Raw genomic sequence first — 25105 nt, 5'->3', positions numbered from 1 at the left:
TGAATTTTGGAGAAGGTTAAGTGAGCCAACACGCATTACAATCTCTACTCGCCCCAAAATCTATGGTGGTGCTTACCGGCGACGATCCCCACGACCCGCTTATGTTGGCTTTATTAAGCTCGTTAACAGCAGCGCAAAAGTCTTGCCCTGTGTATTTGTCAGGTGTTGAGCCTGCTGTAACAACTCCCTTTCCATTAGTAGCAAGCCTAGCAAAACTCACCACTAGCCCAGACATTGCTGTCTTGGTTGGCACTCACAATACTCAATCGATGGAAGACATTATCGCCGACTGTGGCACCGCAGGCATTGGCTCTTTGCTAATGTTATCCTGGACAGGAGACAGTCAGGAGTCGCTGATAGAAGCGCTGCGTAACCACAATGTGCGCTTACTTGGACCAAACAGCTTTGGTATTTGTCGTCCGAAACAAGGCGTCTTTGCTTGGCTTGGCCTGACTCAGCCATTATCAGGGCGATTAGCCTTAATGTCACAATCTGGGACGGTCGCCAGCGCCCTTGTAGACTGGGCGACTTGGCAAGGCATAGGCTTCTCACAAGTCGTCTCTATGGGATCACCAGTGGATGTGATGCCATCGCAAGTATTGGATTATTTATCCAATGATTTCGACAGTCAGGCTATTTTAATGTATCTGCAAAAAATTGGTCGCCCGACACGTTTCCTCAGCAGCTTACGCGCCACAGGGCGAAGCAAACCGGTTGCGGTTGTAACAGAGCATTCTATTGGCGCTGATGAACGCGTGTTGGACGCGGCACTCAGCCGAACAGGGGCCGTTCGCGGCCGACGCTTGAATGATCTAATCGCTGCGGCTTCGGTCATGACCAACGCCCGTCGTGTCAAAGACGGTTCCTTGTTAATCATTGGAAACGGCGCTGGGCCGGGCGAATTGGCAGCACAACGCGCCACCGAACTTGGTATAGATTTGCTCACGCCAGAAGGCGAGCTGCGTGATAAATTAGAAAACACCATGGCGGGTCGTGGCGGCATTGGCCCTGTGACAACCGTTTGGGCAAGTTGCGCGACAGATCTTTTCATCGACCTCGCTGCCGATGCGTTAAGCAGTCCAGACTGCGGAGCCGTGTTATTAACACTCAGCCCGACCGCTCTTATCGATATCGATTCCTTATACGATCTCATCATCAAATTACATCGCACCCAGAAAAAACTGGTCATGGTGTGTTTGCTAGGCGGTGGCAACATGACCAACATGCGCACGCGTATTAACGAAGCAGGAATCCCAACATTTAGAACGCCAGAAACCGCCATCGAAGGCTTTCAATTTTTAGTGCAGTTTCAGCGTAATCAATTACTCGCCAAGCAATCACCAGACAGCCATGCGTTTCGCTTTAAGATCGATGTATCAGAAGCCACAAACACACTTAACCGGCTTTATAAGCAAGGGGATAAAGCGCCCACAGCAGATGCTTTACGAGATATTTTTGAGCTGTTTCATATTCGATTAATTACTCGTCGTCAGTCATCCAATCAGCTGAACGCCCCTATCCATTTACGCGTCTTTCAAGACGCTGTGTTTGGCCCAGCCATTGGCTTATCTTTGGAAGGTGCCCAGCAGCATAAACAAGCCGAAGCCGTGGCTTTACCACCACTCAATACCATCTTGGCAAAGGATTTAATCCAACGCGCCTTTCCCGGGGAAGAATCCTTTGAATTAGAAAGCTTGCTACGCAACTTATCCACCATGGTGTGCGAACTGCCCGAGATTGAAAACTTAGAACTGGCCGATGTGAGACTTCACGACAGCGGCAGTGTTTACGCAGATGTCACAGCCAATCTCCGTCTTTGCAAAAACTGGCGACGCTATGAACACCTCGCCATTCACCCCTACCCAAGACAATGGGTATCGGAACGCATTTTAAAGAATGAAGAAATCGCTACGGTTAGACCCGTTTTACCGAGAGATTCTGGCATTTTGGCGGATTTTGTTCGAAGCATGTCTCACGAGACTCGTTACTTTCGCTTCATTTCGAATATCGAAGAGCTGACACCTCGCATGCTCGCAAGCATGTCCCACATCGATTACGACAGAGAAATGGCCTTACTCGCGGTTATCCAGCGAGATGACAAAGATTTACTTATTGGTACAGCACGCTATATCGACAACTTTGATGATCAGAGCTGTGAGTTCGCCGTGGTGCTGGGAGATGAATTCCAAGGTTTAGGCTTGGCCTCTTATCTAATGCGACGCCTGATGCAAGTCGCCGCAGACAAAGGCATTCGCGTGATGAAAGGGATCGTCTTGGCCGAAAACAAGCGCATGATCGAATTTTGCCGTCATTTAGGCTTTACGATTCAGCGAGACCCAGACGATTTCGGTCAGATGGTAGCGAGCATAAAACTCACACCAAGCATGCTGGAAAAGTGTCGAGATGCTTGCTAGTTCAAGACCTCAATATCAACCTCAACCACCCCTTCACGCGTATTAGCAATGCGCTGAAAAGCCGACTTACTAAGGTCAATAATCCGACCACGAACGAACGGCCCACGGTCATTAACTCGCACGACGACACTTTTGCCATTCTGAACGTTGGTGACTTTTACCCTAGAACCAAACGGCAAACGCTTATGAGCAGCAGTCATGGCTTTTTGATCAAACAATTCTCCACTGGCGGTTTTACGGCCTTGATACTTCATGGCGTAATAACTGGCTCCGCCGCTTTCTTCGAACCCGACTGAATCAGAGCGACTAATTGGGCCACTGGCGCACGCAGTTAAAACGAGCGAAGAGATGACCCAACATAAGATACTAATTGTTCGCATGGTTTTTTCTTTTCCTTTCAGTCGCATGGATTTTCAGACACTATGGTAACAGATACCTTCACCTAACAAACTCAACCTAACGAAACTTCCGTCAGCTTCTTGTCAGGGTTTTGGCGTATCTTTCTATGCGCTGCCTTAATGCTCACGTCAATTCCCAACATGACAATACATCAACATAAGTTGCGAGTATGGTTAACATCACCAGAGGCGCCAATAAAACCAGCTTATTTAAGGTATGCTTAGCACCATTAAACCACTGCTTTTTTCGATAGATAGACATGATCTCTCGCTTTTTATTACTTTGTAAAACCCCCTCTCGTTGGCCTACCACTTGGCGATTATCCGTCTTATTAGCCGTGTCTTTTGTTTTAGTGGTGTGCTTTGAATACGCCAATTTACCCGCAGCGCTTCTGCTCGGCCCCATGATTACAGCGATCATCTTAGCGGTTAGCGGAGCCGGAATGACAATGCCCAAGCCAATGTTTTTAATGGCTCAAGGCATTTTGGGCATGATGATAGCAAACAGCTTGCCACTCACAGTATTTGCGAAAATTTCCATGGAATGGCCGCTATTTCTGATGGGGACCGTCTCGACAATTTTGGTGTCTAGCTTTTTAGGTTGGCTGCTTAGTCGTAGTGGATTATTACCTGGCACCACGGCCATTTGGGGATCATCTCCCGGTGCCGCCTCGGCAATGACCATTATGTCTGAATCCTACGGAGCAGATATGCGATTAGTCGCCTTTATGCAATATTTACGTGTGGCGTGTTGCGCTATCGCAGCGACAGTCGTTGCAGCAACCTTTCACGTCGATGGTGTTGCGGCTGAACCGATTGATTGGCTGGGCGTTCCTTCGTGGTCAGGTTTTGCCATCACGCTTTGCACCATCTTGGTGGTGAGCATTATTGGCGTCAAGCTTCGCCTTCCCAGCGGACCGTTACTGCTTTCGCTTGCGATAGGGTTGGTGATCAAGTTTACCGGTGTTTTGCCTATTGTTCTGCCCCATTGGTGCTTGGCAATCAGCTTTGCCATATTGGGTTGGGGCATTGGTTTTCGTTTCACTCGACAAGTATTACAACATGCCTGGCATGTCTTTCCTCACGTGTTAGGTGCGATTCTAGCTCTCATTGCCATTAACGCTTGCTTGGCCATGCTGTTGATCACTTTTGCCGATATCGACCCACTCACAGCGTTTCTCGCCACAAGTCCTGGTGGTGCTGACTCTGTTGCCATTATTGCCGCATCGACCAGTGCAGATGTGTCTTTTGTCATGGCCATGCAGGTGGCGAGGTTTCTGCTGGTGCTGATTGCTGGGCCAATGCTTGCTCGCTGGCTTTCGACGAATAAGACCGCATAAATCAATCAAACGACTAAAACGAAAAAACCACCCGAAGGTGGTTTTCATAAACATCAAGCTTTCAATCAATATAGATAATGATACTAGCTAGCTGCTTGTTCTAAATTTTCAGGGCCGAAGGAAAATGGCAGCAATTCATTCATAGTAAGGGATTTTCTTACCCCTTCCTCACCACAAATATGAATCATAGTGTCCGCAGAAGAGAACTCACGAATCTTCTGACGGCAACCGCCACAAGGCGTGACCAGTTCTTCACCTTTACCAATAACATAGATGTCTTTAATCAAGGTTTCACCGCCCAGCACCATAGACGCAATTGCACCTGCTTCGGCACAAGTGCCTTCTGGAAACGCGGCGTTCTCTACGTTACAGCCGGAATAAAACTGACCATCCGCCGTTAAAATTGCAGCACCAACATGAAAACGAGAATAAGGCACGTAGGCTTTATTCATCGCCGTTTTCGCTAGCTCAAAAAGCTCAGTATTTTGCGCCCTATTAGACATACTAAGCTCTCTCTTTCACGTAAGGACGACCTATGGCCTTAGGACCAATGGCTTTGCCGATGAAGCCCGCAAGCAACAAGACAGTTAATACGTATGGTAACACTTCAATCGCCTGCACTGGCACTTGGCCAATACCTGGAATCTCAACGCCCTGCATACGAACCGCCACAGCATCTAAGAAACCAAACAGCAAACAAGCGAGCAACACAGGGACTGGACGCCACTTACCAAAGATAAGCGCTGCGAGTGCCATGTAGCCTTTACCTGCGCTCATGTCTTTCAGGAAGCCTGCATTGTGGGCTGTAGACAAGTACGCACCTGCAAGACCACACAAGATGCCACAAATGATCAAAGCACGATAACGAATGAAAGCCACCGAAATACCAGCCGTATCGACCGCATGAGGGTTCTCACCCACGGCACGAAGGCGTAAACCAAAACGAGTCTTATAAATCACCCAATAGGTCACAGGCACCATAGCGAATGCCAAATACACCAAAATGTTATGACCGCTGAGCAAATTCGAATAAATAGGCCCAATCACTGGCACACTTGCTATTGCGTCAGCAAATGGGAAGGTAATATCTAAGAAGCGCGCATCACCAACCAATGCTGGAGTTTGCCCTCCCATACCAAACCAGTACATAGATAAGGTCACCGTCAAGCCGGCAACTATGGTATTAATCGCTACACCAGACACGATGTGATCACCACGGTGAGTGATACAAGCAAAGCCATGGATCATCGCTAAGCAAATGGAAGCAACGATACCGAAGCACAAACCTATCCAAGCAGACCCAAAAACAGACGCTGCCGCTGCCGCTGCAAAGGCACTGCCTAGAATTTTACCTTCTAGACCAATATCAACAATGCCCGCACGCTCAGAAAATAAGCCAGCTAATGCAGCAAAAATAAGCGGAGTAGAAACGCGCATTGTCGCGTCCAACATAAGTATCAATGTTTCAAACATAATCTTCCCCTACGCGACCGCTCTGCGAATAAAAAAGCCTTCGATACGATCTTTGAACATATGCTCAAGCGCACCAGAGAACAAAATCACCAAACCCTGAATTACCACAACGATTTCAGGCGTAATGGTTGGTAGCTCGAATGCCAATTCGGCACCACCTTGATACAAGGCACCAAATAAGATTGCCGCCAAAATGATACCAATCGGATTGTTACGCCCCATCAAGGCCACCGCGATACCCGCAAAACCATAACCTGCTGTGAAGTTAAGCAATAAATTATGGTTCACACCCATGATTTCATTCAGACCAACAAAACCAGCCAAGCCACCAGAAATCAACATCGCCCAAATGGTTACTTTAGCAGTATCAATACCAGCATAACGTGCCGCCGTTGGATTGGTTCCCAATGTTCTTAACTGGTAACCCCAACGAGTATGCCAAACCAATCCCCAGACAAAGACACAGCACAACAAAGCCCAAATGAACGACAAGTTCAATGGCGAGTCACCGATATTAATACCTAGAGGCGAAAAGATTTCATGCAAATACGGCAGCCAAGCATTTTCTTCAAATGTTCGACTGTTTGGCGCCATACGGCCGTCTTCTTTTAACCAGTTCACTATCAAGTAAACCATCAACGAAGACGCAATAAAGTTAAACATGATGGTGGTGATAACAATGTGACTACCACGACGAGCTTGTAAATAAGCTGGGATGTAACCCCATGCGGCACCGAAAACCGCCGCCCCGATCACCGCCAAAGGCGCAATCACATACAACGGCATCGTGTGGTCCAATGACAAACAGATCAAACCAACACCTAGACCACCGATATAGGCCTGCCCCTCACCACCGATGTTGAATAAACCGCCTTTAAAGGCAACAGATACCGCCAAGCCAGTAAAGATCAAGTTGGTCGCGTAATACAATGTATAACCGATACCTTCATCGTAACCAAAAGCGCCATAGATCAAATAGCCAGCGGCCTCAATCGGATTTTCACCAATAGCAAGAATCACCAAGCCAGATACTAGAAACGCCAATAAAATATTTAACAGCGGGATAAGGGCGACATTTACCCAAGCAGGAACTTTTGCCTGACTCATGCAGATACCCCTTCTTCTTCATTAAAAGCGTTAGCCATCATCAAGCCAAGGGTTCGCTCGTCAGCGTCTTTTGCATCAAGCTCGCCAACAACCGCACCATCAAACATCACAATGATGCGATCACTTAGTGCCATAATTTCATCCAATTCAACGGACACAAGTAAAATGGCTTTACCTGAGTCTCTTAGTTTTACAATTTGTTCGTGAATGTTTTCGATTGCACCAATATCAACACCGCGAGTTGGCTGCCCAATCAATAACACTTCAGGGTTTTGTTCAACTTCGCGGGCAATAACGATTTTCTGCTGGTTACCACCAGAAAAATTCGCCGTTTTAAGGTGCGGGTTAGGTGGACGCACATCCCAAGCAGCCATACGCTCGTTACATTCATCAAGCATTGCCTTACGGTTCATTAGAATTTTACCGTTATAGACAGGCGAGTTATGGTAACCAAGAACCGCTGCCTCATAGGCTTCAAAGCCCGTCACCAAGCCCATTTTATGGCGATCTTCGGGGACATGAGCCATTTTTAAATCACGCATCTGTGCGGCATTTTTCGGTGCTTTTGCGTTAATCACTTGACCGGCAAAGTGAATCTCACCTTCGTCCATCGGCGTAATACCTGACAAAACATTCAATAATTCGCTTTGCCCATTACCTGACACCCCCGCAATACCTAAGATTTCACCAGCACGCAGCTCTAAACTCACATTTTTTAAACGCTTCACGCCCTGACTATCAAACTGAGACAAGTTTTTCGCAGACAGCAAAACATCGCTTGGCTGAGCGTCATCTTTATGAACAGTAAGACGGACTTTTTTACCTACCATCAATTCAGCCAGGTCTTCCGTACTGGTATTAACGGTTTCTCGGTGCGCAACCATTTCACCTTGACGCATCACCGATACATTGTCGGTGGAAGCCATGATTTCGCGCAGCTTGTGAGTAATAAGCAACACAGTTACGCCCTGTTCTTTTAGGGCTTTTAGGATACGAAATAGGTGATCAGCTTCCTGCGGCGTCAATACACCCGTCGGCTCATCCAATATAAGAATGCGTGCGCCACGATATAAGGCTTTTAAAATCTCAACACGTTGCTGTAAACCAACCGGAAGTTCTTCTACGATTGCGTCTACATCAATATCTAAACTGTATTCATGAGCTAAGCGCTGCAACTCTAAGCGCGCTGCACCGATACCATTCTTTAGTACCGCACCGCCTTCTGCGCCTAAAATAACATTCTCAAGAACACTAAAATTTTCCACCAACATGAAGTGCTGATGCACCATGCCAATTCCGGCATTGATCGCATCTTGAGAGCTACGAATATCAACACGCTTGCCATCCACTTCTATATGGCCCGTGTCGGCTTCATAAAAGCCATAAATGATACTCATCAAGGTAGATTTACCCGCACCGTTTTCACCGATGATACCGTGAATCGTACCCGCTGGAACTTGTAAGCAAATGTCTTTATTGGCCTGAACGGCACCAAAACGTTTACTGATGTCTCGCAACTCAATTGCGTATGGCATTGTTTTATTCGTCATATCTAAAAGTAATTCATCTGCTTAAGAATCAAACACACTAAAACAAAAAAAACAGTTACTCACATAACGCGAGTAACTGTTTTTCTTGGAAAGTTAGTAGTTACATGTGTTGTCAGACATGTAATCGTGAACTTTGATGTCACCACTGATAATTTTTGCGCGAATGTCTTCCATTTTCGCTTTCATATCAGCCGTGATTAGATTGGCATTATTATCATCCAACGCCCAATCAACACCGTCTTCGGCAAGACCCAATACAACTAGACCAGGTTTCCATGTGCCAGCGGCAGAATCCGCATAGGTTTTGAAAGCCGCTTCATCAACGCGCTTAACCATAGACGTCAACATAGTGCCTGGCTGAACATGGTTTTGGTTTGAGTCAACACCAATCGCCAATTTACCTTCGTCTTTTGCTGCTTGGTAAACACCAATACCTGTACCACCTGCAGCCGCAAACACAACGTCAGAACCCTTAGAGAACTGGCTCTTCGCAAGCTCTGATCCTTTAGTTGGGTCATTAAACGCTGCGCCAGTGGAACCCGTCATGTTTTGATAAACAGTTGCGTTAGGAGACTGATATTTAACACCTTGCTCGTAGCCACATGCAAACTTACGAATAAGAGGAATATCCATGCCACCAACAAAGCTTACTGTATTGGTTTTAGACGCCATCGCTGCCAAGGCACCAACAAGGAAGGAACCTTCATGCTCTTTGAAAACAACAGACTGAACGTTTGGAAGATCGATAACACCATCGATGATAGTGAAGTTGATTTCAGGGAAATCTTTCGCGACTTTCTCAACAGCAGAGGTCATGTTAAAGCCAACGGTAACGATTGGAGAGTAACCACGTTTTGCTAAACGACGTAGGCCTTGCTCTACTTGAGCTTCGTTTTTAGGTTCGAATTCGCGAACCTGAATACCCGTTTCAGCCGTGTATTTTTTAACGCCGTTATAAACACCTTCGTTAAAAGATTTATCGAATTTACCCGCTTGATCATAAACAACTGCAGGTTCTGATGCCGCTTGAGCTAAACTTGATGAGATAGCCAATGCAGTTACTGACGCAAGAAAGACAGCTTTCATTCCAATTCCTCTTATTTATGTAATATTTCCTAGGCAACCAAAAAATCTTGCCTAACTGGTCAAAAATAAACCGATTAACTCTATACCGCAACGCAATATGCACATTTTTAGCAATATTCTTACGTATATAGCAAAAAGCCAATCCAGAAAACACTTTTTCTAGGTAACGACAATTACCGATCATAGCTGAACAGCAATTCTTATGCCGCCATTCTTATGCAGACACAAACCATGGATCAAGATTGACAGTTTACACAAAAAACCGTGCTGCGCTGAGCCTGACGAATTTCTTTTAAGGGGGCATTACATGAGATACACGGCTTGTCCGCTCGACCATAAACCGCTAACTCTTGTTTAAAGTAGCCAGGCTTACCATCACCACCGACAAAGTCTTTTAGCGTCGTTCCGCCCTGTTTAATGGCAGCAGCAAGCACTACTTTAATGCATTCAACTAAGCGCGCTAAGCGTACCTTACTGATTTTACCCGCCATACGATCTGGACGAATGCCCGCTTTAAAGAGCGCTTCATTCGCATAAATATTGCCAACACCCACCACAACCTTGCTGTCCATAATAAAGGTTTTAATGGGCACTTTTCTCCCTTTCGCCCGCGCATACAACATATCAGCATTAAACAGGTCTGATAGTGGCTCAGGGCCTAAATGCGCGATTAGCTCATGCTTATTCCAATCATCTGTTGTCCACAAAATCGCGCCAAAGCGTCGTGGATCTGTGTATCTTAACCACACATCGCCATCGGTAAAGCAAAAATCAACATGATCATGAAATAGCGGTGGCGTCTCGGGAGGCACAAAGTACAAGCTACCCGACATACCGAGATGAACAATCAAGGTACCTTTTGATGTATGAATACCAATGTATTTACCACGACGAGAAAGATTCGTAATTTTCTCTCCCACCATGTCCAAGCTTAGATCAGGCGTGATCAACCAGCGTAATTTAGGCTGGCGAATATCCACTCTAGCAAGAGTGCGCCCAACTAATTTGGGTTCGATACCACGTAACGTGGTTTCTACTTCTGGTAATTCAGGCATGCTTGACCTCAATGATGACTAGATACACACAAACAATACTGAGTAAAAAATACAGTTCAGCTAATGGCCACAGAAAATACGCTGACCAAATGAACAAGGTGTTGCTACTAGATATAAAAAAACCGACTCAATGAGTCGGTTCCTTTTGACAAAGACCGAAAATTATTTAATTTTCGCTTCTTTGTACATAACGTGCTTACGTACAACTGGATCAAACTTTTTCATTTCTAGTTTGTCAGGAGTATTTCGCTTGTTCTTGTCAGTTGTGTAAAAGTGACCAGTACCAGCAGAAGATACCATGCGAATTAGATCGCGAGCGCCTTTAGAAGCCATGATTCAGATCCTTATACTTTTTCGCCGTTGGCACGAATTTCAGCAAGAACTGATTCAATACCTTTTTTATCGATAATACGCATACCTTTAGAAGATACACGCAAACGGATGTAGCGGTTTTCACCTTCAACCCAAAAACGGTGCCAGTGAAGGTTAGGAAGAAAACGACGCTTAGTACGACGCTTTGAGTGAGAAACGTTGTTACCTGTAACAGGACGCTTCCCAGTAACTTGACATACGCGAGACATAATTAAATACCTTTTGCTATCCAGAAAGTTTATTGGAAGTGTTTCACTTCCTCAGGCGGAGCATGATTCCTTATGAATCAAAAAAATCCCATACCGAGGATATAGCGGCGCGCATTTTCCCATAAGCCAACCCATTGAGCAATTCTTTTTGTTAAAAAATGATCAATTAACTGCCACTAGAGATGAATAGCAGCCATTCAGCCGATCATAATAGTCAATACAACATCGTTAACTTGGCCAATGCCACACAGGAATATCGAAGCGCTCTAACGAAGGTATCTGAGTCTGGCCGAGGTACTTTTCCAAACGAATTGAATTGCATTGCCCATGATCTTCTAGCCATTGGGTTAATATATCAGAGTGGGAAACAACCCACACTTGGCTACGCTCTGCAGCATACAGAATTAACCTAGCTAATGAAGGTATAAGATCTGGATGCAAGCTAGTTTCAGGCTCGTTTAAAACCATCAGTTCTGGCGGGCGCGGTGTAAGTAATGCAGCGACCCAAAGAATATAGCGCAAGGTACCATCCGATAATTCAGCGACAGACAAGGGCCTTAATAATCCTTTCTGATGGAACTCTAACGAGAATATCCCCTCATCCGAACGCCGAATAGTAAGATAAGCGCCAGGGAAAGCATGATCAATCGCTTGAACTAATGCATCAGGATCACCTGTTTCGAGAATGGTTTGAATGGCGGCCGCGAGGTTTCGACCATCATGATAAAGTACAGGGCTACGAGAACCTAGCTGTGACTGTCTTGCGGGTGCATTTCTATCAGTACGGAAATGATCATAAAACCGCCACTGGCGCATACGCTCTTTCATTAAATATATTTCTGGAACGGACTCAATATTAGACACTTGCTCAAACAAAGAGTCGAATGTAGATATATGATTCGAAATAACTTTCCAATGTCTGCCCTCTCGAAGAGTAATCACATTATTTTTACGTTCAACTAAGGCATTTTGAGGACGGTAGCTGCCAGCTGGCCAAATAGATTCTCTAACAATACCTGGATCCAAAAGGAACATGGAAGTAGAGCGGGGTTCGTATTCTGGCCGCCCAAATGCCACTGAATAACTATAAGAGTCCGAGGAAAAACCTAGTCTTAGCTGATTATTAGACGGTTTCTGTTCACCGACAATAGGCATTTTATCATTTGGCTTAGATTGTCCCGCCCAAAACGCCGAATCCAAACCGCCATCTATAGCTAAGGACTCTACAACACTCCCTCGCCCAGCTCTTGCCAACAAACTCAGTGCTTTATATAAATTAGATTTACCGCTGCCATTGGGACCAGTAACGACATTGAGCCGATCAAGTGGAATGATCAACTTCAAAATAGAACGGTAGTTTTCAATAGCAATGGTTTCAATCATAAACAATCCATCTAAAATTTGTATTTATACCAACCCTCTCTCTGCTAACGATACAGGCGAACCATCGCCGACCACAAAGTGATCGAGTAATCGCACATCGACAAGATCTAACGCACGTTTGATTCTTTCAGTAATACTGATATCCGCTTGGCTCGGCTCCGCCACGCCACTTGGATGATTATGAGCGAGAATCACCGCAGCGGCATTGTACTGCAACGCCGCTTTAACCACTTCGCGAGGATACACTGCGGCAGCGTCAATGGTGCCCATAAAAAGCTCTTGATAACGAATCAACCTGTGTTGAGTATCTAAAAAAAGCACGGCAAAGACTTCGCGTGGCGAATGACGCAGTTGAGAAGAAAGATAGGTTCGAACATGTTCAGCACTGGTAAACACGGTTTCGCGCATCAGCTGTTCTTGCAGATGTCGCTTGGACATTTCCAATACTGCTTGTAGTTGGGTGTACTTTGCATCACCAAGACCAAAACCTTGGCAAAACTCTTCACGGCTGGCAGACATTAATGCACGCAACCCACCAAACTGGCTCAACACTTGCCGAGCTAACTCTACCGCACTGATCCCTTGCGTTCCGGTACGAAGAAAAATGGCTAATAACTCTGAGTCACTTAACGCGCTAGCGCCTTGCTGAATTAACTTCTCTCGCGGCCGCTCTTGTTCTGGCCAATGCTTAATACTCATGATCTACTCCTTGATCCATGTTAATCTTGCACTCATTTTAAAGAAAAAGGCGTCCTGCCTCTTGCTAACCTTATCTATCACAGATCGGATTGAGAAGTTTTTTATGTCAAATCTCGCTCAAAAACGCATTCTATTAGGCATTACTGGTGGCATTGCAGCTTATAAAAGCATCGAATTAATTCGCTTACTAACCAAAGCTGGCGCAGAGGTTCAAGTCGTTTTAACAGAAGGTGCAAAAGCTTTTGTGACCGAGATGACACTGCAAGCCATTTCTGGTCACCCAGTTCGCAGTACATTATTAGATCCCAATGCAGAAGCTGGAATGGGACACATTGAATTGGCAAAGTGGGCAGACTTAATTGTCATTGCACCCGCTTCTGCCGACTTTATGGCTCGTTATGCTCAAGGCATGGCAAATGACTTACTAAGCACTTTATGCATCGCCACAGAGTCGCCCGTTTTACTTGCACCGGCAATGAACCAAGCCATGTGGCGCCATCCTGCAACACAAGCCAATGCGGCACTGCTCACTGAACGAGGTGTCTTAAGTATAGGGCCAGCTGATGGTGCACAAGCTTGTGGAGACATTGGACCTGGCCGCATGAGCGAGCCGAGTGATATTTTTACCGCCATAAATACCCATTTTCAATACTCGCACATCGAACAAGATTTATCCGGACAGCACTGGGTTATTACCGCTGGCCCAACTATGGAAGCCATCGACCCCGTTCGCTTTATCAGCAATCACAGCTCAGGCAAAATGGGGTACGCCCTTGCCAAGGCGGCGATTGCCCGTGGTGCGAAGGTCACCTTAATCAGCGGCCCAGTGCAAATAGCACCACCTGCTGGCGCAACAATCATTGCCGTAAAAAGCGCCGATGAGATGCTGGCGGCTTGCGAGCAGAGCATGACAACACAAGCGAATGTTTTCATTGGTGCCGCTGCGGTTGCCGACTTTAAAATGAAAGTTGCCAGCAGCCAAAAAATGAAAAAGCAGTCTGACACAGAAGAAGTGACTCTGACGTTAGTTAAAAACCCAGACATCATCGCCACGCTTGCCAAACACAAACGCGCAAAAACCATCGTTGGCTTTGCCGCAGAAACGCAAAATGTGATCGAGTATGCAAAAAGCAAACTAGAACGCAAAGGGCTGGATATCATCATCGCCAATGATGTCTCACGCAGCGACATTGGCTTTAACCAAGACGAAAACCAAGTCACCGTTATCACGCAAGACGCAACGTGGTCGCCTGACAAAGCCGCAAAAAGCGAACTGGCAACCCAACTTGTTGCGTTTATTCAGCAACACATTAAATCTGCGCTTTAAACACATACTGAATTAAGAGAAAAGAGAAGATAACCATGAAACAAGCGATTCAATTAAAAATCCTGAGCGACAAAATTGGCAAAGAAATCCCACTACCAACCTATGCAACGGAAGGTTCTGCTGGTTTGGATTTGCGCGCTTGCCTTGATCAGGCAATAGACCTTGCACCTGGCGAGACAACACTTCTACCAACAGGTTTGTCTATTTATATCCAAGACCCAAATTTAGCAGCAACTATTTTGCCTCGCTCTGGATTAGGTCATAAGCACGGTATCGTATTAGGCAATCTTGTCGGCTTAATCGATTCTGATTATCAAGGCGAACTTATGGTTTCTTGTTGGAACCGTGGCAACACGACCTTCACTATTGAACCAGGTGAGCGTGTTGCTCAATTGGTTTTACTACCAGTTGTTCAAGCAGAATTTAACATTGTTACAGAATTCGAAAGCACCGAACGTGGCGAAGGCGGCTTTGGTCACACAGGCACCAAATAAGCACAGAACACTTAGAAAAGGTGAGAATATTTCACCTTTTCTAAGTGCCTTACCACATTCACTCATCCATCTCCCGTTAGACTGATAATATTAAGTTTCATAAGTCAAAACTTCGTCAGTTTCCTATAAATTTCTATAGTTAATCCTTCAATATCACGCTATTATTTCAAACCTAAGTGGTTGCTTACACTCGTTACTGGCCTTATCTGTCATCGTTTTATCAAACTGGATAGATAAAATGCTTGTCTTAAAATAAGTATCGCCAGCAAGATTGTTTCTATTTTTTTGTGTGACCCATTCTTTGTTTACAGGAGTACATAACCCGTGGCTTTTTCTCGTGAGTCTGCTTTAGATGTTGCTAAGGTACTAAGCGAATCGCTTCCTTATATCCAACGTTTTGCCGGTAAGACGCTGGTCATCAAATACGGTGGCAATGCGATGACAGATGAAACCCTACAAGCAGGGTTTGCACGAGATATCGTTTTGATGAAAGCCATTGGTATTAACCCAATCGTGGTTCATGGCGGCGGCCCTCAAATCGGCGACATGCTAACGAAGCTGAACATCGAATCAAAATTCATCAATGGCATGCGTGTCACCGATACGGCAACCATGGATGTGGTTGAGATGGTGCTAGGTGGCCAAGTAAACAAAGAGATCGTTAACTTGATTTGTGAAGCGGGTGGTAAAGCCATCGGTATCACAGGTAAAGATAGCCGTTTTATTAAAGCGAAAAAGTTATTTGTCAAACATCAAGCCGAAGGCATGTCTACTCCAGAACAAGTGGATATTGGCCACGTTGGCGAAGTTGCCAGCGTCGACACCAGCTTCCTAAAGTTCTTTGAAAATAGCGACCTAATTCCAGTTATTGCCCCCATCGGTGTGGATGACGAAGGTAACTCTTACAACATTAATGCTGACCTTGTGGCTGGCAAAGTAGCGGAAGCCGTTGGAGCAGAGAAATTAATGCTGCTCACCAACATTTCAGGCGTACAAGACAAGCAAGGTAAGGTTTTAACAGGATTAAGCACAGCGCAAGTAGACGCGCTGATCGCTGACGGTACGATTTATGGTGGCATGCTGCCAAAAATCAGCTGTGCCTTGTCTGCAGTGAACGCAGGCGTAACAAGCGCACACATTATTGATGGTCGCGTACCGCACGCAACGTTATTAGAAATATTTACCGACACAGGTGTTGGTACGCTAATTTCCAATACCAAAGTAGGCGAATAGTCTCGGTAAACGTAATCAGCACAAGCAATGAATATCACTGGCAGAAAACTGGACTCGACACATGAGCAATAAGAAAAACGATCGCCGCACTCAAATACTGCAATCTCTAGCACAAATGCTAGAAAGCAGCCCAGGAGCACGTATAACAACGTCTGCGCTGGCAAAACAAGTTGGTGTATCGGAAGCTGCTCTGTATCGTCACTTCCCCAGTAAAGCAAAAATGTTTGAAGGTTTAATCGAATTTATTGAAGAAAGCCTTTTTACACGGATCAATTTGATCATCCAAGAAGAGTCGAATGTGGTTTCTCGTATAGAAGTGATCATGAAGCTTATTCTTGGCTTTGCTGAACAGAACCCAGGCATGTGCCGTTTGTTAACAGCCGATGCGTTGGCTGGTGAGACGGAACGACTAAGAGTTCGTATTGCACAAGTATTTGACCGTATCGAAACCCAACTAAAGCAGATCATTCGTGAAGCAGACTTAAAACAAGGTCTTCGACCTGCTATGGGCGTTGCGCCATGTGCGAATTTTCTGATTGCGATCATCGAAGGTAAGATCCGCCATTACGTTCGCAGCGAATTCAAAGTCAAGCCAATGGATATTTGGCAAGAGCAATGGGAAATATTGGCACAGAACTTGATGTTAAATCGTTAAGATTTTAGATTATCTCCTAAAATCTTAACGAGATGTTTCGCATCAAATGCCGTATTTATGACGGTATTCTTTAACCGCATTAAGATGTTTTGCAAATTCAGGAGAATCCTGTTCTGCTAAATACGTCATAATGTCATTTAAAGAAACAATGCTAATAACTGGCATTCCGAAGTCACGTTCGACTTCTTGAATGGCAGACAATTCACCCTGGCCTCGTTCTTGACGATCTAGGGCGATAAGAACACCTGCGGGAGTGGCATTAGCGTCTTTAATAATCGCCATCACTTCTCGAATAGCGGTTCCTGCGGTAATAACGTCATCGATAATCATGACATTACCCGCCAAAGGAGCACCGACAAGAGAGCCGCCTTCACCGTGAGTTTTTGCTTCTTTACGGTTGAAAACGTATGGTGTGTCTACATTATGATGGTCATATAAAGCAACTGCTGTTGTGGTTGCCAATGGAATGCCTTTATAGGCTGGACCAAACAGAACATCAAATGGAACATTTGCTTCCATTAATGAGGTTGCGTAAAAGCGCCCTAACTTTGCAAGTGCTTGGCCAGAACTAAATAAGCCGGCATTAAAAAAGTAAGGACTTACGCGTCCTGATTTAAGCGTGAATTCGCCAAAACGTAGCACATTTTGCTCAATAGCGAATTCGATAAAGTCTCTTTGGTAAGGTTTCATGCCAACTCCAGAAAGATAAAATAATACACAACAAAGCGCCGCCAAGAACGAGCGAAGCCATGCCAACATTGGATAGGTGCTAATATAACACACGGCTAGGAATTGTAGGGACCAGAAATGAAGGTCATCAGCCTTAATGTAAACGGTATAAGACAAGCAGCAGAACGCGGCTTTTTTGAATGGATGGTTCGTCAGGACCCAGATGTTGTATGTCTACAAGACATACAGGCAGACGAACGCTCGTTAAATGACAGTGTTTTTTTCCCTCCTGGGTACAACACATACTTCTTTGACTCCATGGAAAACCCAGAGCAAGCTGGGGTTGCGATCTATTGCAAAACCATGCCTAAAGCCATTATGACAGGAATGGGATTCCCTGAATGCGACTTTGAAGGACGCTTTATTCAAGCAGACTTCGATAAAGTCAGCATAGGTGCTTTTCTAACGCCTCATGGCTCCAATCATGAAGAAGCTCTGCAAGAACACAAATATCGCTTCATGGAAGGCTTTAAAAACCACTTAATAAAAACACGCCGCAAGCGCCGTGAATTTATTTTCTGTGGGACAGCCAACGTGGCGCGTTCACCTATTGATGTGAGCAGCTGGTTCGTTAACCAACGTAACTCTGGCTTCTTGCCAGAAGAGCGCAAATGGATAAACGAAATATTCAATGAGTTGGAATACGTCGATGCCTTCCGCCAAGTAAATAAGCAAGACAAGCAATACACTTGGTGGCCTGACTATGAGCGTGCTTGGAAATTGGATGAAGGTGGTCGTTTAGATTATCAAATCGCTACGCCTGGCATCAAAAACCTAATTCAAGGTGGCACGATTTATAAAGGTCAGCGTTTTTCTGACCATGCGCCATTAATAGTAGAATACAACATTGACTAAACGCGCTTAAGAACACGTCTTCTTAAACGTCTTTATTTGATGATCAAAAAAGCCCGCTAGGATCACCTAGCGGGCTTTTTGCGTTTAAGGAAAGTGAAGGCTATTCGCTCACCAGCGGCTTGTGCCTCACTTTCAGTTTAAGCTGATGAATTCCGCCCGGAGGAATATCGTATTCGTCTGTGAGAGCGTTAGCCGCCTCCACGCAAACAAATCGTCGATAGTCTTCGTCTTCCATATCTACGCGTTGTTTTGCCAAATCAGCACCTGGGTTCCACAACACAGTACTATGGCTCCCTTCGGTACTAATCACTAATTTTCTTTGTAAGCCTGGATCATGGATTTCGCACACATCTGGTGCAGATACATAAACACGATCCATATAATCACACGGCGTCACAGCACCTTGTTGAAGATAGCGACTACCATTATCAAACTTATCCACGTAAGTGACTTTATCTAGTCCATGCACTTCTGCAGTTTGGTTGTCAGAGATATTGAAGTAGGTGTGCAGCGCTTCGCTGACTGGCATGGCTTTATCGGATAAATTAGCGGCTGAGAAATTAATTCGGAATCCCTTGCTTGAAAAACGGAACACTTGGCGTAATTCAAAGGCAAATGGCCACATTTCTTCAATCAAGGGATGGTTTTCAGAGGCCAGACGAATCACAATTTTCACATCGCCATTTTTAAAACGCCCAGCTTCGATCAATTCCCAACGAAAATAGCGCGCTAGGCCATGTGCTGGGTAGTCATCATGAACATAATTGGCTCCAAACCAAGGCCAACATACAGGAACACCAAAATGACGGCGACCAAAGCGCCCTTCTCCACCTTGATTTGCTGATTGAAAAAGAAGGTCTTCTTGACCGGCAGGAATAAAGCTTTCTAAATGCCCGCCCCATAGCGCGATAGATGCGCTAAAGCCCGGTTGCTCAATAATGATTTGATCGCATTTTCTAAAGCTTGATGGGCGAATTTCACCACCCAGCTCTTCCAACTCTTGAATCAGTCGGCCATTCATTTATAACTCCAAAAAGTATTTTAATACGCCCATATTAACGGCAGTCGATATGATTACAATAGTTTGCAGTTATACTAACAATTCAGCGGAGTAGATAAGCGATCAGAACTGCAATTAAAACTTAACCTCGCCACACTTTTAAGCTATAAAACACAACAATCTAGCCGGTCTTTCCCTGATCCCTAGACTATTCTATTTTTCTTTCTAGAGGCGCTGTATTTTTTATGAATCAACAAAATGATCCAAAAATAGTCATTGGTTGTGAGGAGTGGTGTGCATTTCCCTCTCTAAACATCCCAGCCATTAAAGCAAGAGTAGATTCAGGAGCAAAAACCTCTTCTATGCACGCGCTTCACATCGAGCGCTTTACCCGCAACGATGAACATTGGGTGCGTTTTGAGGTTCATCCAATACAAAAAAATCGCAAAACAACCGTGCATTGCGAAGCTCAGCTTGTTGATCAAAGAGTCATTAAAAGTTCAAGCGGAGACAAAGAAAGCCGCCCTGTTATTCGTGTACCTCTGACACTTGGAGATAAAACATGGGAAGCAGAAGTCACCCTAACCAACAGAGATACCATGGGCTACAGAATGTTACTGGGTCGTGAAGCGATGAATGGGCGCGTGCTCATCGATCCTGAGGGACTCTGCCTACAGGGTGACAAGCAAGAAGAAACACTGGTGGAAATTTATAAAATTCCTGCCAAGAAAACAGCGAAAAAGAAATAGTAGCAAGCGCCTTCCTTTTCCAAAAACACGCAAAAGGAAGGTACTATTTAGAGAACAGTCATTTAAATTTATAGAACGCTATTTAGAAAGGGCTTGGCTCAAGCGTCGTAATTTGTGGTTAGCAGCAGATAGAGCCATTTTATTGGTCGCAATATCTGTAACATCATAGACAACCAAGCATATATTTTTGATTGACCCATCGGGGTTGGAAATCGGGCGTATTGCCACATTCTGATACATCTTATTTGCCATGCCAGTAATTGGACGATAACTTTTAAATGGAAAGAAGTGCGGTCGCTGCTCCCAAGATATAAAAATGGGTGTGTTCAAAGCAAAAACGTTATCCAACTTCTGGTGTAGCCATCCCGTATCCAGTTCTGGATAAAGCGCCAGCAAAGATTGCTCCTTAGCGATCGATGAACTCACACCGCTGTGATTTTCCATAAAGTTGTTCCACAGCTTTACGCGATATTTCGAGTCCAACACCACAAGCCCAACATCAATATGGTGAAGCATATCAAACATCCAATGAAGATCTACCATTCCATCCGCTGCATTACTCATTCGTCTTCCTCAACCAAAAAGGACAATAAATTTTCTAGTGTTGGCACAGAGTCTTCGGTGAAAAGCATAATTAAATCGCAACTAATCTGATAGTTTTCCACTTCATAGACAATTTCAACCGCTAACGTTCTTTTCCACGTCGCTTTCTTTTCATTAATCAAGTCGGCAATTTTAACGTGCTGCCCCAGTAAAATTGGATGGCTGTGACTAAAATCGATATTAAGCTGCTTTCCAATGGCAGCCATAAATGGGCCAACCAAAACGGAAGAGACATCCATCAAGAGCTCTGTTTCTAACTCTCTCGTAATCGCATCCGTTACACCCAATAGTTTCGCCATATCTGGGAAGCTGGAATCACTAAAAATGAGCAAGGTTTCAAACGCGATACCGGAGCCAACATAACCTTGTGACACAGCAGAGCAACTGTCTTTTTTAACGCTGTAGTCCAGCGCCATTTGCAGTTCACTGACTTCTAAAATATTCACAGTTGGCACAGGCAGCTTAATAAATACATTTAGCATCTCTGCCAGTACGCTGGCGGCACGCCCCATCGCAATGTTCGAAATTTCTTGTAAACATTCATTGAGAGTAAATTGCTCTGCAGCCGTCGGCTGCTCAACCACCTTGCCCTGCCAATTATCACCATCAACAGAAAAAAGGTTTAGCGAAATCAACAAACGACGCAGTTCTTCAGCAGAGGCTGGTTTTTTATGAAAGGCGATTGCCCCCATATCCTTTACCCGCTGAATCGCTTTAGGCTGCACGTCGCCAGAAACAACAATCACTGCTGGCGTCTTCGTAAAAGACTGCAACGCTTCAAGGGTTTCATAGCCGTCTTTCACTGGCATATTCAGATCTAGAAATAAGATATCAAAAGGTGTGGACGTCAACATATCCAGAGCCTCTTGACCATGCTCAGCAAATTCTACACTCACCTCCCAATCGGTAGGCAACGCTCTTGCGAGTTGCTTCCTAGCAATCTTAGAATCATCACAAATCAGTACTCGTGTACTCATTATTACTCTCTTTTGGTACGTTCCATATTTAGTGCGTTACGACATGAAAAACGATGCTCTCAAATTACAAATAGGCCGTTTGCACCCAATCAGTATATAACTAGTCTAAAAACGCTGCTTTTAATAAACGCAGCATATACTTTTTTTGTAAACCGAATAGACCCTTTATACAAAAGATAACAAAGCTCTAGCAACCAGATGTTCATCGTATTTGTGCTGCTTGCAAGTGATCAAAGGTGTTTTGATAACGGTCACTTTCAACTCATCCAAAAACGCGCTGTCTATTTCGCCATAATCATAAGCATCATCTAACAATAAATAATCCAATGAAGAATATGGCCCTGTATCATTAGTATCGGCCGATATCGTAGAAATTAAACGAGAAACACGTTCCATCAAGGATAAACCTTGCTGCTCAGGATCAACGCCCAAGTTTGGTAGGTAGACCTTGGGATTGGGGTTCGCACAAATTGAACGGCCAACGCCCTCGGGCATAAGGTTTGCCAACAAACTGCTATAAAAGCTCCCCGGAGGAAAACAAATCAAATCGGCGGTTTTAATAGCATCAACACGATCATCCGCAATATGACAATTGGTTGGCATAACATGGCGTAAACCTTTATTCAGCCACATACGCTTGATTGGACTGGGTAATATATCGGTTTCTTTTCCCGTTATACGATGCTGACCTAGCACATACTCCCCATTCTCAAGCTCCACACCTAGATGAAGGCTCGCATTTAATGTCGTCTTAACCTCGCCCAATGCTTTTACCAAACGAGAAAATAGAAAAACAATCGGATCTAACTGGTGCTGGTTGTTTAAATAACCACCCGCCATGATCAGGTTACCAATGCTTGCCCCACGTAAATCAAAATCCTCGTTGATATTTGCCTGCGTAACAGCAAGTTGATTCTGAATTAACGCTTTCATTGGATTAGGAATGGTTTCAATAAGCGGATGAGCGCCCATCACCAACTGCTGCAGTTGGTGCTTCAACGCCATAGGATCGGCTTTTTGCTCAAGCCGATGAGTAAATAGCGCATAGACCTCTGGCTGACCCATGACGGTTTCATCCGCCAGCGCCATTAAACGACTGCGCAAATCTCCCACAGCAGGAATATCAAACTCGGCACGCAAACGCGCTGAACTGCCGCCTGAATCAAACGGCGTGACCAAATGCACAGAGTGGTGCGTGTATTTTTTAAAAACTCGGCTAATTTTGTTTAACGCCGAGCCACCACTAAAAAAAAGCACTTTAGGGCCTTGTTCAGGCAAACTTTGATATCGATGAACACGAATAGGATCTGGCATTTCCATACGACGCCAAATGCGTAAAGAGTTCGTCATAAAAAACCTCTTATAAAAACCATAAGGCGAGCGATAACTAAGAGCGCCAAATCACTAACCAAGATTCCCCTATATTACAGAAGGCGAAACCGAACATACAAACTACTCAAACAATAACACGTATGTAGACAGTAAATGTTATGGAATCAATGAACGCCTATCTATAATATTCAAAAAGCGTCACTCTATACTTAAAAGCATAATTCCTAACCCTTACTTGTAAATATTTTATTTACCATCAGAGCAAACGATCATGGCAATGACAGGCTTATTGGCACTTCTTGATGACATCACAACCTTATTAGATGATGTCGCTGTTTTTTCGAAAGTCGCGGCCAAAAAAACCGCAGGCGTTCTTGGCGATGATCTTGCTTTAAATGCTGAGCAAGTGTCTGGCGTCAAGGCAGACCGAGAACTGCCTGTCGTTTGGGCGGTGGCCAAAGGCTCTTTTCTCAACAAGCTAATTCTAGTGCCTTTAGCATTAGCCATCAGTGCTTTTATGCCGTGGTTGATCCACCCCTTATTAATGGTTGGCGGCCTATATCTGTGCTTTGAAGGCGTGGAAAAAGTCCTTCATACCTTCAGGGACAACCACGAAGAAAAAGAAGCCTTAAGGAAAAACGTCAAACAAGCCACTTCAGCAAAAGAGCTATTAGCGTTAGAAAAGAGCAAAGTGAAAGGCGCTATTCGAACCGACTTTGTTTTATCTGCAGAAATCATCGTCATTGCCCTTGGAACGGTTGCAGAACAAAGCTTGTTAACACAGGCCATGGTAGTGAGTGTGGTCGCTTTTATTGTCACCGTCGGTGTGTATTTCTTGGTGGGATTAATTGTGCGCCTTGACGATATTGGCTTACACCTTAATCAGTCAAACAGTACCATCGTTAAACAGCTGGGCTTTGTCATATTGAAAGGCGCGCCAATGCTGATCCGACTGCTAACCATTGTCGGCACCATTGCTATGTTTCTAGTCGGTGGCGGCATTTTTGTTCATGGACTGCCAGCGCTGCACCATCTTGCAAACATCGCCGTGTCTGGTGGCATCGCCCAATTCCCTCTTATCACCAGCTTGATAAACACGGGGGTTAGCTTTTCGGTTGGCTTAATTTTAGGAGGCTTGGCCGTCGGTGTTGTGTCACTGTTCAATAAAATAAAACAGAGCAAGAAAAAAACCTGAGACACGCTATCGAGGGATCATTTAAGCCTGTCTTGCAGACAGCACAAACTCTGCTAGCTCGGCAAAGCCTAAGCCGCCCGGTTGCGTCGTCTGATAACGAGGTCGATGACGCATCATAGACAAATGCTGAGCAATATTGGCGACACCAACACTCAGTGGAAAACGCGCAAACATACTTTCATCATTCGGCGCATCACCAACATAAAGCACTTGTGCTTGCTGCTGCGCTTCACTCAGACCATACACATCGCTTAAAACGCGCTGCGCCATAGCAAACTTGTCATACCCTTGCGAACACACGTTAATGTGTATCGAACTGGCCTTAGCGTTGAGCCCCATACCAATGAGAGCCGCCAAACAGGCGTCTTTGTCAGCCACTGCGGCAGGTTTAACGTCTTGCGCATAATCAATAGCCACATCGGTCAAGCGATAAGCCTGATCCCTTGCCAAACGTAAACGCGGAAATTGGGTAAGCACCTCATTCACTTGAGCAAGAATCGCCGCTTGCTCTGCACGCATTTCATACTCATTACGCCAAAACGAATAGGTCAAATGACGATCCGCTGTCCGGCCAATAAAACACGCCCCGCCTTCAGTAATCACACCATCAACAGGCAGTGCTCTGGCGATCATGTCAGACCAGCCAGCACAACCACCTGTTACTGGAATCACCTTGATACCATGGCTTTCAAGTTGTGCTAAAGCGTGCAATGTTTCAACGGGTAACTGACCTTCCCATGTTAACGTGTCATCAAAGTCCGTTAAGATAAAACGTAAACTTTGACAGATGCTTTTGTCTATTGAGGAAAGAGCTAAAGCGGATCGCTCCAGACCAGAAGAGCCTAACGAAGAAGAATCAGGTATAGACAT

At 45.0% G+C, this 25105-nt stretch carries 27 protein-coding genes; 9 read left to right on the top strand and 18 right to left on the bottom strand.

Annotation, left to right across the window (positions count from 1 at the left end; translation table 11 throughout):
- The first annotated feature begins 20 nt into the window (after nt 1-20).
- Nucleotides 21-2414 carry a GNAT family N-acetyltransferase gene (locus C1X04_RS02135; RefSeq protein ID WP_137169067.1) on the top strand — a complete coding sequence of 798 codons (2394 nt, stop codon included), beginning with the start codon at nt 21-23 and terminating at the stop codon, nt 2412-2414.
- Here the strand turns inward: C1X04_RS02135 and C1X04_RS02130 are convergent.
- Together C1X04_RS02130 and C1X04_RS18390 are read right to left on the bottom strand one after the other, a co-directional pair.
- Nucleotides 2411-2794, bottom strand: coding sequence for a septal ring lytic transglycosylase RlpA family protein (locus tag C1X04_RS02130; RefSeq protein ID WP_137169066.1), 384 nt, complete (start codon nt 2792-2794; stop codon nt 2411-2413). The two genes, C1X04_RS02135 and C1X04_RS02130, sit on opposite strands and share 4 nt — an antisense overlap.
- Nucleotides 2795-2936: 142 nt before the next feature.
- A complete protein-coding gene (locus tag C1X04_RS18390; protein ID WP_175404879.1) occupies nt 2937-3074 on the bottom strand; it encodes a hypothetical protein in 138 nt (45 codons plus the stop codon).
- Between C1X04_RS18390 and C1X04_RS02125 the strand changes: the two genes are divergently transcribed.
- Entirely contained in the window at nt 3073-4152 is a 1080-nt protein-coding gene (locus C1X04_RS02125) for an AbrB family transcriptional regulator (RefSeq protein ID WP_137169065.1), read from the top strand. The two genes, C1X04_RS18390 and C1X04_RS02125, sit on opposite strands and share 2 nt — an antisense overlap.
- A gap of 83 nt (nt 4153-4235) precedes the next feature.
- On the opposite strand, the gene cdd is transcribed toward C1X04_RS02125, so the two are convergent.
- From cdd to radC, 10 genes are all read right to left on the bottom strand, one after another.
- Nucleotides 4236-4655: a cytidine deaminase gene (gene cdd / locus C1X04_RS02120; protein WP_110574966.1), complete on the bottom strand. Its 420-nt coding sequence runs from the start codon at nt 4653-4655 to the stop codon at nt 4236-4238.
- Between the two features lies 1 nt (nt 4656).
- Nucleotides 4657-5625 (bottom strand): ABC transporter permease, encoded by a 969-nt coding sequence (locus tag C1X04_RS02115; protein WP_110574964.1) that lies wholly within the window; start codon nt 5623-5625, stop codon nt 4657-4659.
- 9 nt (nt 5626-5634) lie between these two features.
- Entirely contained in the window at nt 5635-6732 is a 1098-nt protein-coding gene (locus tag C1X04_RS02110) for an ABC transporter permease (protein WP_137169064.1), read from the bottom strand.
- Entirely contained in the window at nt 6729-8282 is a 1554-nt protein-coding gene (locus C1X04_RS02105) for an ABC transporter ATP-binding protein (protein ID WP_110574960.1), read from the bottom strand. The genes C1X04_RS02110 and C1X04_RS02105 overlap by 4 nt, the downstream gene beginning before the upstream one ends.
- Nucleotides 8283-8375: 93 nt before the next feature.
- Nucleotides 8376-9368 carry a BMP family protein gene (locus tag C1X04_RS02100; RefSeq protein ID WP_110574958.1) on the bottom strand — a complete coding sequence of 331 codons (993 nt, stop codon included), beginning with the start codon at nt 9366-9368 and terminating at the stop codon, nt 8376-8378.
- 236 nt (nt 9369-9604) lie between these two features.
- Nucleotides 9605-10423, bottom strand: coding sequence for a bifunctional DNA-formamidopyrimidine glycosylase/DNA-(apurinic or apyrimidinic site) lyase (gene mutM / locus C1X04_RS02095; RefSeq protein WP_137169063.1), 819 nt, complete (start codon nt 10421-10423; stop codon nt 9605-9607).
- A gap of 162 nt (nt 10424-10585) precedes the next feature.
- Nucleotides 10586-10756 (bottom strand): 50S ribosomal protein L33, encoded by a 171-nt coding sequence (gene rpmG / locus C1X04_RS02090; protein WP_011978459.1) that lies wholly within the window; start codon nt 10754-10756, stop codon nt 10586-10588.
- 11 nt (nt 10757-10767) lie between these two features.
- The gene (rpmB, locus tag C1X04_RS02085; RefSeq protein WP_063332439.1) at nt 10768-11004 is read right to left on the bottom strand and encodes a 50S ribosomal protein L28; all 237 of its coding nucleotides are present in this window, start codon (nt 11002-11004) and stop codon (nt 10768-10770) included.
- A 228-nt stretch (nt 11005-11232) separates the two neighbouring features.
- Nucleotides 11233-12387 (bottom strand): AAA family ATPase, encoded by a 1155-nt coding sequence (locus C1X04_RS02080; protein WP_137169062.1) that lies wholly within the window; start codon nt 12385-12387, stop codon nt 11233-11235.
- A gap of 24 nt (nt 12388-12411) precedes the next feature.
- A complete protein-coding gene (radC, locus tag C1X04_RS02075; RefSeq protein WP_110574954.1) occupies nt 12412-13086 on the bottom strand; it encodes a DNA repair protein RadC in 675 nt (224 codons plus the stop codon).
- Between the two features lie 103 nt (nt 13087-13189).
- Between radC and coaBC the strand changes: the two genes are divergently transcribed.
- From coaBC to slmA, 4 genes are all read left to right on the top strand, one after another.
- Complete coding sequence (gene coaBC, locus C1X04_RS02070; RefSeq protein WP_137169061.1) at nt 13190-14413, top strand: bifunctional phosphopantothenoylcysteine decarboxylase/phosphopantothenate--cysteine ligase CoaBC; 1224 nt, start codon at nt 13190-13192, stop codon at nt 14411-14413.
- A 35-nt stretch (nt 14414-14448) separates the two neighbouring features.
- Nucleotides 14449-14907 carry a dUTP diphosphatase gene (dut, locus tag C1X04_RS02065; RefSeq protein ID WP_011978451.1) on the top strand — a complete coding sequence of 153 codons (459 nt, stop codon included), beginning with the start codon at nt 14449-14451 and terminating at the stop codon, nt 14905-14907.
- Nucleotides 14908-15231: 324 nt separating this feature from the next.
- Nucleotides 15232-16140 (top strand): acetylglutamate kinase, encoded by a 909-nt coding sequence (argB, locus tag C1X04_RS02060; protein ID WP_110574950.1) that lies wholly within the window; start codon nt 15232-15234, stop codon nt 16138-16140.
- Nucleotides 16141-16201: 61 nt separating this feature from the next.
- On the top strand, nt 16202-16795 hold the full coding sequence (gene slmA, locus C1X04_RS02055) for a nucleoid occlusion factor SlmA (RefSeq protein ID WP_110574949.1): 594 nt from the start codon (nt 16202-16204) through the stop codon (nt 16793-16795).
- A 42-nt stretch (nt 16796-16837) separates the two neighbouring features.
- Here slmA and pyrE read toward each other — a convergent pair whose 3' ends face one another.
- Complete coding sequence (gene pyrE, locus C1X04_RS02050) at nt 16838-17485, bottom strand: orotate phosphoribosyltransferase (RefSeq protein WP_110575121.1); 648 nt, start codon at nt 17483-17485, stop codon at nt 16838-16840.
- A 117-nt stretch (nt 17486-17602) separates the two neighbouring features.
- Here pyrE and C1X04_RS02045 point away from each other — a divergent pair, with 117 nt between their 5' ends.
- On the top strand, nt 17603-18379 hold the full coding sequence (locus C1X04_RS02045; RefSeq protein ID WP_110574947.1) for an exodeoxyribonuclease III: 777 nt from the start codon (nt 17603-17605) through the stop codon (nt 18377-18379).
- Nucleotides 18380-18479: 100 nt separating this feature from the next.
- On the opposite strand, the gene C1X04_RS02040 is transcribed toward C1X04_RS02045, so the two are convergent.
- Nucleotides 18480-19400 (bottom strand): D-hexose-6-phosphate mutarotase, encoded by a 921-nt coding sequence (locus tag C1X04_RS02040; RefSeq protein ID WP_137169060.1) that lies wholly within the window; start codon nt 19398-19400, stop codon nt 18480-18482.
- A gap of 224 nt (nt 19401-19624) precedes the next feature.
- On the opposite strand from C1X04_RS02040, the gene C1X04_RS02035 reads away from it, so the two are divergent.
- Complete coding sequence (locus C1X04_RS02035; protein ID WP_110574943.1) at nt 19625-20128, top strand: RimK/LysX family protein; 504 nt, start codon at nt 19625-19627, stop codon at nt 20126-20128.
- A gap of 78 nt (nt 20129-20206) precedes the next feature.
- Here the strand turns inward: C1X04_RS02035 and C1X04_RS02030 are convergent, their stop codons facing one another.
- From C1X04_RS02030 to C1X04_RS02020, 3 genes are all read right to left on the bottom strand, one after another.
- Nucleotides 20207-20692, bottom strand: a complete 486-nt coding sequence (locus tag C1X04_RS02030) for a PAS domain-containing protein (protein ID WP_137169059.1) — start codon at nt 20690-20692, stop codon at nt 20207-20209.
- Nucleotides 20689-21708, bottom strand: a complete 1020-nt coding sequence (locus C1X04_RS02025) for a response regulator (RefSeq protein ID WP_137169058.1) — start codon at nt 21706-21708, stop codon at nt 20689-20691. The genes C1X04_RS02030 and C1X04_RS02025 overlap by 4 nt, the downstream gene beginning before the upstream one ends.
- A gap of 165 nt (nt 21709-21873) precedes the next feature.
- Nucleotides 21874-23058: a GAK system CofD-like protein gene (locus C1X04_RS02020; protein ID WP_137169057.1), complete on the bottom strand. Its 1185-nt coding sequence runs from the start codon at nt 23056-23058 to the stop codon at nt 21874-21876.
- A 253-nt stretch (nt 23059-23311) separates the two neighbouring features.
- On the opposite strand from C1X04_RS02020, the gene C1X04_RS02015 reads away from it, so the two are divergent.
- Nucleotides 23312-24235, top strand: a complete 924-nt coding sequence (locus C1X04_RS02015) for a DUF808 domain-containing protein (protein ID WP_137169056.1) — start codon at nt 23312-23314, stop codon at nt 24233-24235.
- Between the two features lie 21 nt (nt 24236-24256).
- Here the strand turns inward: C1X04_RS02015 and C1X04_RS02010 are convergent, their stop codons facing one another.
- Nucleotides 24257-25105 carry an HAD family hydrolase gene (locus C1X04_RS02010; RefSeq protein WP_137169055.1) on the bottom strand — a complete coding sequence of 283 codons (849 nt, stop codon included), beginning with the start codon at nt 25103-25105 and terminating at the stop codon, nt 24257-24259.

Source organism: Marinomonas sp. FW-1 (assembly GCF_005222245.1).
GTDB lineage: Bacteria > Pseudomonadota > Gammaproteobacteria > Pseudomonadales > Marinomonadaceae > Marinomonas > Marinomonas alcarazii.
Note: the sequence above shows the minus strand (reverse complement) of the source record. Positions and strands in the feature narration are given on the sequence as shown.